Below are 15,817 nucleotides of genomic sequence, written 5' to 3'. Positions count from 1 at the left end.
TAGACTGCCCGCCGTGGCCAAGGTGACGCGGGACGATGTGGCGAGGCTGGCGGGGACGTCCACCGCGGTGGTCAGCTATGTCATCAACAACGGACCGCGCCCGGTGGCACCGGCGACGCGGGAACGCGTGCTCGCCGCGATCAAGGAACTGGGATACCGCCCCGACCGGGTGGCCCAGGCCATGGCGTCCCGCCGCACGGACCTCATAGGGCTGATCATCCCCGATGCCCGCCAGCCCTTCTTCGCGGAGATGGCGCACGCGGTCGAACAGGCTGCGGCCGAGCGCGGGAAGATGGTCCTCGTCGGCAACTCCGACTACCTCGACGAACGCGAAGTCCACTATCTGCGGGCCTTCCTGGGCATGCGCGTCTCCGGGCTCATCCTGATCAGCCAGGGCCCGAGCGAGACCGCCGCCCTCGAGATCGACGCCTGGGACGCCCGGGTGGTGCTGATGCACCGCCGCCCCGACGCGATCGACGACGTCGCCGTCGTCACGGACGACGTCGGCGGCGCCCAGCTCGCCACCCGCCACCTGCTGGAGCACGGCCACCCGTACGTCGCCTGCCTCGGCGGCACGGAGCGCACGCCGACCGTGGGCGACCCGGTCACCGACCACGTCGAGGGCTGGCGGCGGGCCATGCGCGAGGCCGGCCTGCCGCTCGAGGGCCGGCTCTTCGCGGCCCCGTACGACCGGTACGGCGCCTACAAGGTCGCCCTGGAACTGCTGGCGGGCCCCGACCGGCCGCCCGCCGTCGTCTGCGCCACGGACGACCAGGCCATCGGCGTGCTGCGGGCCGCGCGCGAACTGCGCATCGACGTGCCGGGCGAGCTGGCCGTCGCGGGCTTCGACGACGTCAAGGAGGCGGCCCTGACCGACCCTCCGCTGACGACGGTCTCCTCCGACCGCAGGGCGATGGCCCGCTCCGCGGTCGACCTGGTGCTGGACGACGCCCTGCGGTTCACGGGGACGCGGCGCGAGCGGCTCAAGCAGTTCCCGTCGGCGCTGGTGATCCGGCGGTCCTGCGGCTGCGGTCCGGCCTAGCCCCCGGCCTTATACGGAACCGACGACCTTCTGCCCGCCTTCTCACCACGTGCTCAGACGGTTCTCATGAACGCGGAGGAGAGTCGTGGCCATGACGGACAACCAGCAGCCCCAGCAGCCCTTCGCCTACCCCGCCCCGCCGGCGCACCCCCCGCAGCAGCCGGTCACCACCGCGGGCGGCGTCACCGTCTGGCACGGCAGCGGCGCCGGCGGCGGCAGCGGTGACGGCGGGCACGGCGGACAGGGCACGTACGCCGGATTCGCCGAGCCCGCTCCCGCGGCGCACCGCCGCCCCCGGCGTGCCGGGGCCCTCGTCGCCGCGTGCGCGCTCGTCGCCGCGCTTGTCGGCGGTGGTTCGGCCGCGCTCGTCAGCAGCCTGACCGACAAGTCCGGGGACAGCAGCCAGTCGATGCCCGTCCAGAACGCCTCCGCCAAGAGCGGTGGTGTCTCCGCCGTCGCCAAGGCGGTGCGCCCCAGCATCGTCGAGATCAAGGCCACCACCGACAGCGGACGGTCCACCGGCTCCGGCGTGATCGTCACCTCCGACGGCGAGATCGTCACCAACAACCACGTCGTCTCCGGCGCCGACACCGTCCAGGTCACGCTCAGCGACGGCACCACCAAGACCGCCAAGGTCATCGGTACCGACCCCGCCAAGGACCTCGCCCTCATCAAGATCCAGGGTGCGAGCGGCCTCAAGGCCGCCAAGCTCGGCGACTCCAGCAAGATCGCGGTCGGCGACCAGGTCGTGGCCATCGGCTCGCCCGAGGGCCTCACCGGCACCGTGACCAGCGGCATCGTCTCCGCCCTCAACCGCGACGTCACCGTCGCCAAGGAGCCCGGCCAGAGCCAGGACCAGGGTCAGGGACAGGGCCAGGGTCAGGGCCAAGGTCGGCAGGGGCGCGGCGGGATCCCGTGGCCGTTCGAGTTCGGCGGCAACCAGTACAACGGCGACACCGGCTCGTCCAAGACCACCTACAAGGCGATACAGACCGACGCCGCCCTCAACCCCGGCAACTCCGGCGGCGCCCTCATCAACATGAACGGCGAGATCATCGGCATCAACTCCGCGATGTACGCGCCCTCCGGCGGCGGCTCCGAATCCGCCGGAAGCGTCGGGCTCGGCTTCGCCATCCCGTCCAACACCGTCAAGTCCGACCTCGCGAGCCTGCGCTCCGGCGGCAGCGGCAGCTGAACGTGCGAGGCTGAAGGGGCCCGCCCCCGCAGCCGACCCTCGTGAGGGAGACCGATGAGCCCCGCCGACCACGGCGACCAGCGTGCCCGCATCCTGATCGTGGACGACGAACCCGCCGTCCGCGAGGCGCTGCGCCGCAGCCTCGCCTTCGAGGGATACGACACCGTCCTGGCCGCCGACGGGCTCGAAGCGCTCGACGCGGCCGCGGCCCACGACCCCGACCTGATCGTGCTGGACGTCCTCATGCCCCGCATGGACGGCCTCACCGCCGCCCGGCGGCTGCGCGCCCTTGGCACCACCACCCCGATCCTCATGCTCACCGCCCGCGACACCGTCGGCGACCGGGTCACCGGACTCGACGCCGGGGCCGACGACTACCTCGTCAAGCCCTTCGAACTCGACGAGCTCTTCGCCCGCATCCGCGCCCTGCTGCGCCGCAGCGCGTACGCGACGCCCGCCTCCCCGGCCGAGTCGCACGCGCTCGCCTTCGGCGACCTGCGCATGGACCTCGCCACCCGCGAGGTCACCCGGGGCGCGCGACAGGTCGAGCTCACCCGCACCGAGTTCACGCTGCTGGAGCTGTTCCTCACCCACCCCCGGCAGGTGCTCACCCGGGAGCAGATCCTCAAGTCCGTCTGGGGCTTCGAGTACGAGCCCTCCTCCAACTCCCTGGACGTGTACGTGATGTACCTGCGCCGCAAGACGGAGTCGGGCGGCGAACCGCGCCTGGTCCACACCGTGCGCGGAGTGGGGTACGTCCTTCGGGACGGCGGCGCATGATCCGGAGATTCCGTGCCCTGCCCCTGCGGTCCCGCCTGGCACTGCTGACCGCCTCGGCCGTGGCCTTCGCCGTGGCCTTCGCCGCCGGGGCGTGCTGGCTCGTCACCAAGCAGCAGCTCGAGGACCAGCGGGACAGGACGCTGGCGAGCCAGCGGCTCGACGACAGCAACGTCAGGACGGCGCTGGGCGCCTGCGAGAACCGCGTCCCCGTGCGGGCGACCTACCCCAACTCGTACACCATCCAGATCATCACCGCCGGTGGAGCGGTCTGCACGGTGGCGGGCAAGTCCCCCGTCAAGGTCGACGACAACGACCTCGCGGTCGCCCAGGGCGAGGAACGGCAGGTCCTGCACGACGCCCGAGCCCAGGACGGCACCGAGATGCGGGTCGCCACCACCCACTCCGAATCCCTGCCGGACATCGCGGTGTCGATCGCCCAGCCCACCAGCGGGGTCACCAAACCGCTGAACACCCTGGCCCTGGTGCTGGTGCTCACCGCCGGGATCGGTGTCGTCGGCGCGGCCGTCGCCGGCCTGTGGATCGCCCGGGCCGCGCTGCGCCCGGTCGACCAGCTCACCGGCGCCGTCGAGCACATCGCCCGCACCGAGGACCTCGCGGTCCGCATCCCGGTGGACGGCGACGACGAAATCGCCCGCCTGTCCGCCTCGTTCAACTCCATGACCGCAGCCCTGGCCTCGTCGCGCGACCGGCAGCAGCAGCTCATCGCCGACGCGGGCCACGAACTGCGCACCCCGCTCACCTCCCTTCGCACCAACATCGAACTGCTCGCGCGCAGCGAGGAGACGGGCCGTGCCATACCGCCCGAGGACCGCAAGGAGCTGCTCGCCAGCGTCAAGGCGCAGATGACCGAACTGGCCGACCTGATCGGCGACTTGCAGGAACTCTCCCGGCCCGACTCCGCACCGGGCCCGCTCCAGGTGGTCGCCCTGCACGAGATCGCCGACCGCGCCCTGGAGCGCGCCCGGCTGCGCGCCTCCGGGCTGACGGTCTCGGCCGCGCTGGACCCGTGGTACGTCCGCGGCGAACCGGCCGCGCTAGAGCGCGCCCTGGTCAACCTCCTGGACAACGCGGTCAAGTTCAGCCCGGCGGGCGGCACGGTGGAGGTACGGCTGACGGACGGTGAGCTGACCGTACGCGACCACGGCACCGGCATCCCGGCGGACGAACTCCCGCACGTCTTCGAGCGGTTCTGGCGCTCACCCGGCGCACGCAGCCTGCCGGGCAGCGGCCTCGGCCTGTCCATCGTCGCCCGTACGGTGCACCGGGCCGGCGGCGAGGTCGCCCTCCGCCCGGCGGAGGGCGGCGGCACGGTCGCGTCGGTACGGCTGCCGGGCGCGGCGACGGAGCCACCGTCGCTGTAGCCAACCGGATGCTCGCACTCCGCGAACCCGCGACATATCGTGAGTGACAGCCTTGCGATATTGCTCAACTCCTGGAGTGTGCAGCATGATTGTCGTCACCGGAGCCACCGGCAACATCGGCCGCCAACTGGTGGACCAGCTCCTCGCCGAAGGCGTCACGGACATCCGGGCCGTGACCCGCAGCCCCGAGAGGGCCCAGCTGCCGTCGCCGGTCGAGGTCGTCAAGGGCGAGCTGTCCCCGGGCGGAGAGGCGCAACTCGCCGATATCTGCCGGGGCGCACAGTCCCTCTACCTCAACCTCGGCGCCACCTCCGACGCGGACAACCGCGCCCTTGTCGCGGCGGCGAAGGACGCCGGGGTGCGGCGCATCGTCCTCAACTCCTCGCTCTCCGCCCTCGGCGGCGGGGACGGCGGCCTCATCGCCGCCATCCACCACGACGCGGAGCAGGCGATCCTCGACTCGGGGCTCGAATGGTGCTTCGTCCGTGGCGGCATGTACGCCACCAACGCCCTCAACTGGGCGGAGGAGATCCGCGCGACGGGTGCCGTACACGGCGCCTACGCGCAGGCCGTCGGCGCCCCCGTGCATGAGGCCGACCTCGCGGCCGTGGCACTGCGCGGGCTGCTCGACGACAAGGGCCTCCACGTCGGCCAGGCATACACCGTGACCGGCCCCGCACCCGTGACCTTCGCCGAGCAGGCCGCCGAGATCGGCCGCGCCATCGGCCGCGAGGTGCGCTACGAGGAGATCTCGCCGGCCGAGAACGCGGCCGCCATGGCCCGCCACGGAATCCCCGAGGCCGTGGCCGCCGAGATCATCGGCTACTTCGGCAAGACGGTGGGCCAGGAGCCGCTGGTCACGGACGCGGTGGAGCAGGTGACCGGCAGCGCGGCCCGGACGTTCGCGGAGTGGGCGCGGGACCACGCGGAGGACTTCCGGTAGGAGATTCTCGTCCTACGTCAGACTGCTCTGCAGCACCAACCCCGCGTAACGGCCGTTGAGTTGCATCAACGCGTCATGCGTGCCGTGTTCCGCGATCCGTCCGCCGTCGAGGACGATGATCTGGTCCGCGGTGCGGATCGTGGACAGGCGGTGCGCGATGGTGATGGTCGTACGGCCCTCGGCCAGAGCGTCCAGCGCCTCCTGCACGGCTTGTTCGGTGCGGGTGTCCAGCGCGCTGGTGGCCTCGTCCAGTACGAGCACCGGAGGATTCCGCAGCATGGTGCGCGCGATGGCCAGCCGCTGTTTCTCCCCGCCCGAGAAACGGTAGCCCCGCTCACCGACGACGGTCTCGTAGCCGTCGGGCAGGCTGGAGATGAGGCCGTGGATTCGGGCTGCCTTGGCTGCGCGGACGATCTCGTCGTCCGGGGCGTGCGGTTTCGCGAAGCGGAGGTTGTCGGTGATCGTGGTGTGGAAGAGGTGGGTGTCCTGGGACACCACCCCGACGATGTCCGCGAGAGTCTCGTGGCCGAGGTCGCGCACGTCGACCCCGTCGATGGTGACCCGTCCGCTGCTGACGTCGTACAGGCGCGCCACCAGATAGCCGAGGGTCGTCTTGCCGGAGCCGGTCGCGCCGACGATCGCGAGGCTGGTGCCGGCGGGGATGTCGATGTCGATGCGCTCCAGGTTCGGCGCCCCCGCGCCGTAGGAGAAGCTCACGTCCTCGAAACGGACGGCGCCGCGCGGCGCGGGCAGCTCGACGGGCTTCGCCGGCTCGGGTACGTCCACTGGGAGGTCGAGGTACTCGAAGACCCGCTCGAACAGCACCAGTGAGCTCTGGACGGAGATCCCTGTCTGCAGCAGTTGGACCGACGGCCCGAACAAGCCCTGCTGCAGTGTAGTGAAGGCGACCAGCGTTCCGATGGAGATCAGCGAGTGCCCGTGGCCGATGGAGAATCCGGCGACCCAGTAGATGGCGATCGGCATGGCCGCCATCGCGATCTGCATCGTGGACTGGCGCCAGCGTCCCGCCATGGACGAACGGACGGCCAGATCCGTGAGGTTGGCGGAGTGACCGGCGAACTCATCGACCATGGTGCGGGTCCGGCCCATCGTCCGGCCGAGCAGGAAGCCGCTCACCGAGAGCGACTCCTCGACCAGTGCCGTCATGGTCGCCATCTCCTGCTGGCGTTCCAGCGTGATGGTCCGGCGCTCGTCGCCGATGCGGCGGCTGATCAGTACGAAGACGGGCAGCAGCAGAAGCGACACCAGGGTCAGCCGCCAGTCGAGCAGGACCATGGCCGTCAGACTGGCGAGCACCGTCGCGACGTTGGCCACGATCGAGGTGGCCGTGCCGGTCACCGTGGACTGCATGCTGCCGATGTCGTTGGCGATCCTGGACTGGACCTCGCCGGTGCGGGTCGCGGTGAAGAACGCGAGTGACATGCGTTGCAGATGGCAGTAGACCGCGTTGCGCAGGTCGTTCATCACGCTCTGGCCGACGACGGTGGACAAGTAGGCCTGGAACACGCCGAACGCGCAGTTCGCCACGGTGATGCCGAGCATGCTCAGAGCGAGCAGGGACAGCAGCCCCGTACGTCCCTCGGGAAGTGCCGTGTCCAGCATCGCCCGGAGGAGGAACGGCGACGTCATCGACACCGCGGTGGACAGCAGGATGAGCAGGCAGATGACCGCCAGCCGGCCTCGGTAGGGGACGAACAGACGGGCAATCCGGCGGATCGATACATCGGGCCGGGCGGAAGGTGCGGAATCCATTGAATCCCCGGATGCGAACGGCGTACTTGTGCAAAGGCCGTGCCCGCCGCGGGTCCGTGCCGGCGGCGAGCAGGGCCTTTGCACCTGTCAGACGAGGGTGAGCAGACCCTCACGGACGAGGGTGCGCACGAGCACCTCGCGTCCCGGCTGGTCGAGCTCTCCCGGGATGTCCGAACCGCAGAACTTCTCGCCGTCGGTCGAGGCGATGAACCGCACCTCGTCCTCGACAAGTGCCGGTAGCCGCACGGTCTTGTTGTGGAAATTCAGCTCGACGTGCTCGTCGGTGGCCGTGATGTTCCAGTGGATTCCCGGCCGGACACGCAGCGCCGTACCGGCGTCCACGGTCTCGAGCTCCTCCAGGTCCAGCAGGTGGCCGCGCAGCGCGGGCAGCCTGCTGTAGACCGCCCGCTGAACCGACCTGGCGGCGATGGCGCGCGGCGCCAGCGAAGCCCGGAGCTCGTCGAGCAACTCGCTGAATGCAGCTTCGAGTTGACCGGACGCGTTCTCTTCGGAGGCGAAGCCGAGCGGCAGTCCGCGGCGGAACCGGACGTCTTCCTCCAGGAGCTTCTGAACGGCTTCCTGGATGACGGTTCCCCACAGGATCGGGTAGGCCCCGATGGTGAGATGCAGCGACGCCGTGTCGTTCGTGGAAGCCGCGTGGACGGTGCCCCGCGGCAGGTAGAGCAGGTCCCCGCACTCCAGGACGATCTCCTGCTCGGGCTCGCCGACGTCGGGATCCGTGTGGCCGAACGGCTGGCTGTGCAGCGGCAGTTCGAACGGCGCGCCGTACAGCCTCCACCGCTTCGATCCGTGGACCTGGGCGATGAAGACGTCGTGGGTGTCGTAGTGGGGGGCGAAACCCTGGGCGCCGCCACGGGGCGTCAGGTAGGTGTTCACCTGGACCCTGGCGCTGATGTCCGTGCCCATCTGCTGCACCAACTCGCGGAGCGGCTGGTGCCGTTCCTGCAGGGCGTTGAGCACCAGAGTGGAGCCGTTGCGGTACCGCTCGAACAACTCCTCAAGGGCGTTGACTCCGCCGTGCGGACCGCGCTGGGCCAGCTCCAGGAGAGGGGTCTCCACCCCGCTGACGACCACCCGGGTGTCTTCCGGGCGCAGGCTCGAGACCGAAAGAATTCGGTCCATCTCGCCCAGGGTCATCAGATCGGCATAGTAGTCCGGGTCGTTGCGGCGGATGAGGAGAGGCTTCTTCTCCCAGTACTCCTCCTTGAAGGAGGAAATGTCAATGGGATTGATCAGGCGAGAAAGGCCGAAGAGCGGCCGCGCGGAATGCGCAGCCCCTCCCCGGTCCGTAAGAAGCGGCATTTACCGAGAACTCCCTACGAAATGTGACGATGGTGATTCAGTCGCGGTCGTCGTGACCGTCGTTACCGCCGTGGTCGCGGCCCCAGCCGTGGTCGTTGTCGTCCAGGGGGCCCTTGCCGACGTCGCTCATGGGGCTCGCCGTGATGGCCGGCCGGACAATGACGACATCGGAAGCGTTCAGCGACTTGGTCATGACCGACTCCTTCCTTTTTGATAGGGCTAATGCGTGAGTGATCCTGCTTTTCCGTGGGCGGAGTTGATCTAAGCACAGGGTTCGGTGACGGCAGTGCAGAGATTTGTCTGCGGGGTGGTCCCGGGGCTATGTGGAAGGGGTGGTACCGCTTTCTCTTCGGTAAATGTGCAGGTCGGTGAGGTGTTGGTGGTGTCAAATGCCTGCGTCTGAGGATTCTTCGTGATCACCGCCACAGGGTTTTCCCTGCTTGAATCCCTTGGAGTTCTATATATCTACGTATCCAGGCAAAGCGGCCGACGCCACCGGGTCGCGCTGCGCCCGTGGTTCAGAGCCGCGAGCACAACAGGGCGTTTTCGCGGGTTAGTTCGCACGAACGAGTGATTGCGGGCGGTGATGTCCTCGTCCGCGGCCCTACGGTCGGCCCATGGTCACTTCACGCCACGAGGCGTCGCACCGGATCTTTCGGGAGAGGCCGGAGTTACTTGAGCCGGTGTTCGAGATCCTCAATGTTCCGTTGCCTGATAGGGCGTCCATTGATGCGCTCGAGACGGATGTCACTGAGATCAGACCGGTGGAGCGGCGCGTGGACAGCGTGCTGCGGGTCGTGCCGTCCGACGGCAGGGGTGGCTTCATCCTCGCCATCGAGGCGCAGGGACGCCGGGACCGGGACAAGGAGGTCAGCTGGGCGTACTACCTCGCGTATCTCAAGTCGAAGTACGCGTGCCCAGCGCTGCTGCTCGTGGTCTGCCAGGACAAAGCGACCGCCGAATGGGCGGAGGGGCCGTTCCGGCTCGGCACCGAGGCATGGACCTCGCTGTCCGTGCACCCACTGGTCGTGGGGCCCGGAAACGTCCCGATGATCATCGACCCGGAGGAGATCGCACGGAACGTGGACCTGGCGGGGTTCTCGGTCCTGACTCACGGGCGTGACCCGGCGGTCACGGACATACTGGAGCCACTGGCGCGCGCCTTGGGCGGGACATCCCGGGAGTCCCAGACGTACTGGGCGCAATTCTTGGATGTCGCCCTGGCGGACACCCGGGCAGGAGAGACCTGGAGGAATCTGATGGAGACTCTTAACTACTTTCCCGGCCGCGGCACCCTCGTCGAGGAGAAGCTTCGGGAGGGCGAGGCGAAGGGCCTTCGGGAAGGCGAGGCGAAGGGCGAGGCGAAGGGGCGTGCGCAGGCAGTGCTGCGTGTGCTGGGAAAGCGAGGCGTCGCCGTGTCGCCGGAGGCCCGGGAACGGATCACGGGCTGTTCCGACATCGAAGCCCTGGATCATTGGGTCGACCGTGCCCTGGACGTTTCCAAGGTCGACGAGCTGTTCGACGACGAGAGCGGAGCCGGAGCTCGCGATGACCTCGTGTGAACAAGGCCCTGACTCCGAGCCCTCCGCCGAGCGGGCTGAGGAACGTCTCGACGCCCCTCTGAAGAGCGACTATTGGGCGGGCAGTGATGCAGGGAGGCTGCTGGCAGCCGGAGGGTGCGTGCTGCGCGTGCTGGATCACCGGGGAATCTCCAGGAAGCCCGCGCACGAGAAGCGCATCATGATGTGTTCCTGCCTCGACACCCTGGACGACTGGTTCGACCGAGCCTTCACTGTGACCCAGATCGAAGAGCTCTTTGACGAGTCGGTGCCCCCATCGTCGTCAAGCTGGCGGAAGGCACAAGCGTTCCGGCTGCTCTTGTGCGGCTGACGCCCAGCAACACTTCGCCCCGCCAGACGGCAACGCAACCCGGCGGGGCGAAGTGGCGTACGGCGTCCGTTACTTCACGACCGTGATCCGCTCCGGCTTCGGCGGGGCGAGCGGGGACTGCTTCGAGGAGTGGGCCTTGAGGTAGGAGATGAAGACCTCGAGGTCGGACGCGCCGGCGTGCTTGTTCTTCGCGTCCTTGAAGGTGGTGAAGCCGTCACCGCCGCCCATGAGGAACTCGTTGGCGGCGACCCGGTAGGTCTTGGCGGGGTCGATGGCGACGCCGTTCAGCTTCACGGACGAGGCCACGACGCGGTCCGCGCCGGACTTGGTGAGGTCGAGGGTGTAGGTCAGGCCCTTGCTGATCTGGAGGATCTTCGGCTCGGGGCCGTTGACCGGGCCGCTGACCTGCTGCTTGAGCATCGAGATGACCTGGGCGCCGGTGAGGTCGGCGGTCTGCATGATGTTGGTGAAGGGCTGGACGGTGAACGCCTTGCCGTAGGTGACGACGCCGTCGCCCTCCTTGCCCGCGGCTTTGTAGGCGAGGTCGGAGCGGATGCCGCCGGGGTTCATGAAGGCGATCTGCGCGCCGCCCTTGCCGGCGGGGGCGAGGCCCTCGAGCTGGGCGTCGGCGATGACGTCGCCGAGCGGCTTCTCGTACTCCTCGGAGCCGCGGCCGTTGATGTCGGCGGAGATCCAGCCGACGGGGCGGCTGGCGACCGGTGCGGCCAGCTTGTTCCAGCGGGCGATGAGCGCGGACATGTCGCGCGCCTTGGGCTGGTTGCGGGTCACCACGTGGTTGACGGCGTGCGGTGCCTTGACGGCGGTGCGCACGATGCGGCCGGTGCGGCGGTCGTAGGTGAGGGTCGTCTCGGTGTAGACGCGGCCGAAGGACGCCGCCGAGGTGACCGTGCGCGGGTGGCCCGCCGGGTCCGGGATGGTGCAGGTGTACGCCTGGTGCGTGTGGCCGGTGAGGAGGGCGTCCACCTTCGGGGTCACATGCTTGGCGATGTTGACGATGGCGCCGGAGAGGCCCTTGCCCGGACCGCCCGCGTCGCAGTTGTAGTTGTACGCGTTGGAGGCGGGCATGCCTCCCTCGTGGATGAGGGCGACGATCGACTTGACGCCCTTGCGGTTGAGCTCCTTGGCGTACTTGTTGATCGTGGCGACCTCGTCGCCGAACTTCAGGCCCTTGACGCCCTGGGCCGTGGTGACGTCGGGGGTGCCCTTCAGCGTGACGCCGATGAAGCCGATCTTGACGCCGTTGCGCTGCCAGACCGTGTACGGCTTGAGGATCGGCTTGCCGGTCTTCGCGTCCGTGACATTGGCGGCGAGGTAGGGGAAGTTCGCGCCCTTGAACTTCTTGCCCTTCTCGTAGCAGCCGTCCTTGGGGTGGCAGCCGCCGCGCTGCTTGCGCAGCAGCTCGGCACGGCCCTGGTCGAACTCGTGGTTGCCGACCGAGGTGACGTCGAGGCCGAGCTTGTTGAGGGCCTCGATGGTGGGCTCGTCGTGGAAGAGGCCGGACATCAGCGGGCTCGCGCCGACCATGTCGCCGGCCGCCGCGGTCACCGTGTAGGGGTGGCCCTTGCGGGCCGTGCGCAGGGCGTTGGCGAGGTACTCCATGCCGCCCGCGGGTATGACCTTCTTGCTGCCGTCGGGCTCGGCCTCGGTGACCGCGCCGGAGGAGCCCTGCGGGGGCTCCAGGTTGCCGTGGAAGTCGTTGAAGGAGAGCAGTTGCACGTCTACCGTGCGGTTGCTCTTGTGGTGGGCGTCGGCAGCACCCGCGGTGGGGGTGGTCGCGGCGAGGGCGCCGGCGGTGGCGGCGAGCACGGCGGTGGCCGCGGTCAGGCGTCTGGCGAGGCGGCGCTCACGGGGAGGCGTCGCGGGCATGGGTTTCCCCTTTGGATGGTCAAGGGCGGGACGGTTCCGGCGCAGCATAAGGTCAACGCGCGTAGCACGACAGGATGGTTGAGGTAACGGAAAGGTGACGTGTGTGGCAGGCTCACACCATGAACGACGTGCTGAATGACGCGAGCGGACGGCGGCGGACCGAAGTCCTGACGGAACTTACGCCGGAGCAGGCGCGGGACGTACTGCGGCTGCTGGCCGAAGCGGCGGCGGAGGACGGGCAGCAGGCCGTCTCGGAGCAGGGCCGGCTCCAGCTCAAGGGCCGCCGCGCGGGTGTGCGGCATGTGCTCGTGCACAACGTGGCCGGGGACTTCGTCGCGTACGGGCAGTTGGAGGAGAGCGACCCGGTGGAGGCACCGGCGGCGGAGCTGGTGGTGCACCCGGCGCACCGCGGGGTCGGCCATGGACGGGCGCTGGGGAACACGCTGTTGCACGAGTCGGGCAAGCGGCTGCGGGTGTGGGCGCACGGCGGGCACCCGGCGGCCCGGCACCTGGCGCAGGTGCTGGGGCTGAGCCTGTTCCGCGAGCTGCGGCAGATGCGCCGGCCGCTCGAAGGCCTGGATCTGGCCGAACCGGCGCTGCCCGAGGGCGTGTCCGTACGGGCCTTCCGTCCCGGCGAGGACGACGCGGCGTGGCTGGCGGTGAACGCGGCGGCCTTCGCGCACCACCCCGAGCAGGGTTCGCTCACGCAGCGGGACCTGGACGACCGCAAGGCGGAGAGCTGGTTCGACCCGAAGGGCTTCTTCCTCGCGGAGCGGGAGGGGGAGCTCGTCGGCTTCCACTGGACGAAGGTCCATGCCGAGGAGGGTCTGGGCGAGGTGTACGTCCTGGGCGTGCGCCCCGGTGTGCAGGGCGGCGGGCTCGGCAAGGCGCTGACCACCATCGGGCTGCGGCACCTGGCGGCGCAGGGGCTGCCGACGGCGATGCTGTACGTGGACGCGGACAATGTTGCGGCCGTGGCGGTGTACGAGCGGCTGGGGTTTGTGGTCCATGAGACCGATTTGATGTACCGCACGGAGAGCTGAGAACAGCCACGGTTTGACAGCTCTCCGTCACGTCCCGCAGCCTTTCACTAGTCAAGTAGTGAAAGGGTGATGGCGTGCTGGAGTTCCGCATCGAGCGGCGCAGCGGAGTCGCCACCTACCTGCAGATAGTTCAGCAGGTCAAGCAGGCGCTGCGGCTCGGGCTGCTCGTGCCCGGTGACAAGCTGCCGACGGCCAAGGAGGTCGTCGCCGCAACGGCCATCAACCCCAACACCGTCCTGAAGGCCTACCGCGAGCTCGACCGCGAGGGTCTGGTCGAGGCGCGCCCCGGGCTGGGGACGTTCGTCCGGCGCTCGCTGGCGCGGCCCGGGGCCGCCGCCGACTCGCCGCTGCGCGCGGAGCTGGCCGACTGGACGGAGCGCGCCCGCGCGGCCGGGCTCGACCGGGAGGACGTGGCCGCGCTGGTCGCGTCGGTGCTGGAAGAGTCCTTCGACGGCGCAAACGGCGCGAACGGCGTGAACGGCGCGGCGGCACCGCATGTGGACGAGGGGACGGGATGACCGATCTGACCTTTCTCACCGGCCGGACCGCGCTGGAGGCGGTCGGCCTGGGGGTGGAGCACCGGCGTGGATGGGCGCTGCGCGACTGCTCGTTCCGGGTGCCCGCGGGGCGGATCTGCGCGCTCGTCGGGCCCAACGGGGCGGGCAAGTCCACGCTGCTGTCCGTCGCCGCCGGGCTGCGGCGGGCGGACGCGGGCGCGCTGCACGTCTTCGACGGCGATCCCACCGTCGAGGCCACCCGCCCGCGGGTGGCCTACCTCGCGCAGGACAAGCCGCTCTACCCGCACTTCACGGTGGGCGACATGCTGCGCATGGGCCGGGAGCTGAACCCGGGCTGCTGGGACGAGGCCGCGGCCGCGCGGATCGTCCGGCAGGGGGACCTCGCCCTCGACGCGCGGATCGGTGCGCTCTCCGGCGGCCAGCGCACCCGTGTCGCGCTCGCCCTCGCCTTCGGCAAGCGGCCCGAACTGCTGCTGCTGGACGAGCCGATGAGCGATCTCGACCCGCTCGTGCGGCACGAGATGATGGCCCTGCTCATGGGCGAGGTGGCCGAGCGCGCGACCACGATCGTGCTCGCCTCGCACGTCCTGGCCGAGCTCGAGGGCGTCTGCGACTACCTGCTGCTGATATCCGGCGGCCGGGTGCGGCTCGCGGGCGAGGTCGAGGACCTCCTCGGCGCGCACCGCGTCGTCGTCGGCCGGCACGAGGAGTCCGGTCCGCCGAGGGCGTTCGCCGCGCACACGGTCGTCGAGACGCGGACCACCGGGCGCCAGCTCACCGCCATGATCCGGCCCGAGGGCCCGCTCGCCGGGCAGTGGGAGACGTCCGAGCCGACGCTCGAGGAGATGCTCCTCGCCCACCTGCGCTCCCCGGACGCGCCCGCGCTGCTCACCCCGAGCGCCGAGCCGCGTTCCCGGAAGGCGGCGGCGTGAGCGCCACCGCCACCACGACAAGAACCACACACCGGCTCGCCCCGCGCGGGTTCGTCTGGCTGGTGCTGCGGCAGCACCGCGTGGCGGCGCTGACCGCACTGGCGCTGCTCGTCGTGGTCGTCGTCCAGCTGGTGGCGCTGCGCTTCGCCATGGCCGACGTGATCGGCGGCAAGCATCTCGGCGAGGCCTGTGGCCGGCAGGGCTACGACTGCCGCGAGCTCTCGGACGCCACGGACGGCTTCCGGGCCACGTACGGCGACGTCCTGCACTACAACGGGCTGCTGGTGCAGTATCTGCCGCTGGTGGCCGGCCTGTTCGTGGCCGGGCCCGTGATCGCGCGGGAGCTGGAGACCGGTACGTACAAGGTGGCGTGGACACAGTCCGGCGCCCCGATGCGCTGGTTCGCGGCGAAGCTCGCCGTGCCCGCGGTGGCGGTGACCGCCGGGGCGTCGCTGCTGGCCGCCGCGTACACCTGGAGCTGGTCGGTGGTGCCGGACGGGCTGCTGCCGGGCCAGACCTGGTACACGTCGTTCGGCATGATCGGGCCGGTGCCCGTCGCGAACGCGCTGCTCGGCGTCGGGCTCGGCGCCCTGGCGGGCCTGGTGGTCCGGCAGGTGGTGCCCGCCATGGGCCTGACCCTCGTCGCCTACGGCGCGGTGCGCTGGCTGGCGGGGGCGCTGCGGCCCCAGCTGATCGCCCCGTCGACGGCGATGAGCCCCGACCTGCCGGGGCTGAGCGGGGACAGCAGCTGGCGGTTCGAGCGCGGCATCGTCGCGCGGACGGGGAAGCGCATCGTCGACGCCCAGTGCGACGTCGGCGTGGACCCCGTACGGTGCCTCGCCCAGCACCACGCGGACCGGTGGTACCTCGACTACCACCCCGTCTCGGACCTGTGGCCCCTGCAGTGGGCCGAGACCGGGCTGCTGGTGGTGTGCGCCGCGCTCGCGGGCACGTCCGCCGTATGGCTGATGCGGCGTATGCACCCCTGACCGGACGTGCGGGTCACCCGGGGTGGTCCCCGGGTTTCCTGCACGCCATGTGGGCGTTACCCGTGATTCAACAGCGGTTGCGAGCCTTGCCCAATGCAGCCCGCCCACCCCCACACCCGC

General features: G+C 70.1%; 15 protein-coding genes. 11 read left to right on the top strand and 4 right to left on the bottom strand.

The genetic code is table 11. The features are described 5' to 3' along the window. Positions 1-13: 13 nt before the first annotated feature. The 5 genes from ACV530_RS16240 (at position 14) to ACV530_RS16220 (ending at position 5,342) form a co-directional block, all read left to right on the top strand. Positions 14-1,042 (top strand): LacI family DNA-binding transcriptional regulator, encoded by a 1,029-nt coding sequence (locus tag ACV530_RS16240; protein WP_494333171.1) that lies wholly within the window; start codon positions 14-16, stop codon positions 1,040-1,042. A 91-nt stretch (positions 1,043-1,133) separates the two neighbouring features. Then, positions 1,134-2,237 (top strand): S1C family serine protease, encoded by a 1,104-nt coding sequence (locus ACV530_RS16235; RefSeq protein WP_494333170.1) that lies wholly within the window; start codon positions 1,134-1,136, stop codon positions 2,235-2,237. Between the two features lie 54 nt (positions 2,238-2,291). Next, positions 2,292-3,017, top strand: a complete 726-nt coding sequence (locus ACV530_RS16230; RefSeq protein WP_494333169.1) for a response regulator transcription factor — start codon at positions 2,292-2,294, stop codon at positions 3,015-3,017. Beyond that, complete coding sequence (locus ACV530_RS16225; RefSeq protein WP_494333168.1) at positions 3,014-4,399, top strand: sensor histidine kinase; 1,386 nt, start codon at positions 3,014-3,016, stop codon at positions 4,397-4,399. Before ACV530_RS16230 ends, ACV530_RS16225 begins: the two co-directional genes overlap by 4 nt. An 85-nt stretch (positions 4,400-4,484) precedes the next feature. Further along, a complete protein-coding gene (locus tag ACV530_RS16220) occupies positions 4,485-5,342 on the top strand; it encodes an NAD(P)H-binding protein (protein ID WP_494333167.1) in 858 nt (285 codons plus the stop codon). 12 nt (positions 5,343-5,354) lie between these two features. Here ACV530_RS16220 and ACV530_RS16215 read toward each other — a convergent pair whose 3' ends face one another. The 3 genes from ACV530_RS16215 to ACV530_RS16205 all read right to left on the bottom strand — a co-directional run bounded on the left by ACV530_RS16215 (position 5,355) and on the right by ACV530_RS16205 (position 8,631). After that, positions 5,355-7,115 carry an ABC transporter ATP-binding protein gene (locus ACV530_RS16215; protein ID WP_494333166.1) on the bottom strand — a complete coding sequence of 587 codons (1,761 nt, stop codon included), beginning with the start codon at positions 7,113-7,115 and terminating at the stop codon, positions 5,355-5,357. Positions 7,116-7,202: 87 nt separating this feature from the next. Next, positions 7,203-8,438, bottom strand: coding sequence for a cupin domain-containing protein (locus ACV530_RS16210; RefSeq protein WP_494333165.1), 1,236 nt, complete (start codon positions 8,436-8,438; stop codon positions 7,203-7,205). Between the two features lie 37 nt (positions 8,439-8,475). Beyond that, positions 8,476-8,631: a hypothetical protein gene (locus tag ACV530_RS16205; RefSeq protein ID WP_494333164.1), complete on the bottom strand. Its 156-nt coding sequence runs from the start codon at positions 8,629-8,631 to the stop codon at positions 8,476-8,478. A gap of 424 nt (positions 8,632-9,055) precedes the next feature. On the opposite strand from ACV530_RS16205, the gene ACV530_RS16200 reads away from it, so the two are divergent. Together ACV530_RS16200 and ACV530_RS16195 are read left to right on the top strand one after the other, a co-directional pair. Beyond that, complete coding sequence (locus tag ACV530_RS16200; RefSeq protein WP_494333163.1) at positions 9,056-10,000, top strand: RpnC/YadD family protein; 945 nt, start codon at positions 9,056-9,058, stop codon at positions 9,998-10,000. Between the two features lie 118 nt (positions 10,001-10,118). Continuing rightward, positions 10,119-10,328 carry a hypothetical protein gene (locus tag ACV530_RS16195; RefSeq protein WP_494333162.1) on the top strand — a complete coding sequence of 70 codons (210 nt, stop codon included), beginning with the start codon at positions 10,119-10,121 and terminating at the stop codon, positions 10,326-10,328. Positions 10,329-10,397: 69 nt separating this feature from the next. Here the strand turns inward: ACV530_RS16195 and ACV530_RS16190 are convergent, their stop codons facing one another. Further along, positions 10,398-12,215 (bottom strand): bifunctional metallophosphatase/5'-nucleotidase, encoded by a 1,818-nt coding sequence (locus ACV530_RS16190; protein ID WP_494333161.1) that lies wholly within the window; start codon positions 12,213-12,215, stop codon positions 10,398-10,400. 119 nt (positions 12,216-12,334) lie between these two features. Between ACV530_RS16190 and mshD the strand changes: the two genes are divergently transcribed. The 4 genes from mshD (at position 12,335) to ACV530_RS16170 (ending at position 15,697) form a co-directional block, all read left to right on the top strand. Next, entirely contained in the window at positions 12,335-13,258 is a 924-nt protein-coding gene (gene mshD / locus ACV530_RS16185; RefSeq protein ID WP_494333160.1) for a mycothiol synthase, read from the top strand. Positions 13,259-13,332: 74 nt separating this feature from the next. Further along, entirely contained in the window at positions 13,333-13,776 is a 444-nt protein-coding gene (locus ACV530_RS16180) for a GntR family transcriptional regulator (RefSeq protein WP_494333159.1), read from the top strand. Continuing rightward, positions 13,773-14,708 carry an ABC transporter ATP-binding protein gene (locus tag ACV530_RS16175; protein WP_494333158.1) on the top strand — a complete coding sequence of 312 codons (936 nt, stop codon included), beginning with the start codon at positions 13,773-13,775 and terminating at the stop codon, positions 14,706-14,708. Before ACV530_RS16180 ends, ACV530_RS16175 begins: the two co-directional genes overlap by 4 nt. Further along, positions 14,705-15,697: an ABC-2 membrane transporter-related protein gene (locus ACV530_RS16170; protein WP_494333157.1), complete on the top strand. Its 993-nt coding sequence runs from the start codon at positions 14,705-14,707 to the stop codon at positions 15,695-15,697. Before ACV530_RS16175 ends, ACV530_RS16170 begins: the two co-directional genes overlap by 4 nt. The last annotated feature ends 120 nt before the right edge of the window (positions 15,698-15,817 follow it).

The organism is Streptomyces sp. SX-6 (genome assembly GCF_059089585.1).
Note: the sequence above shows the minus strand (reverse complement) of the source record. Positions and strands in the feature narration are given on the sequence as shown.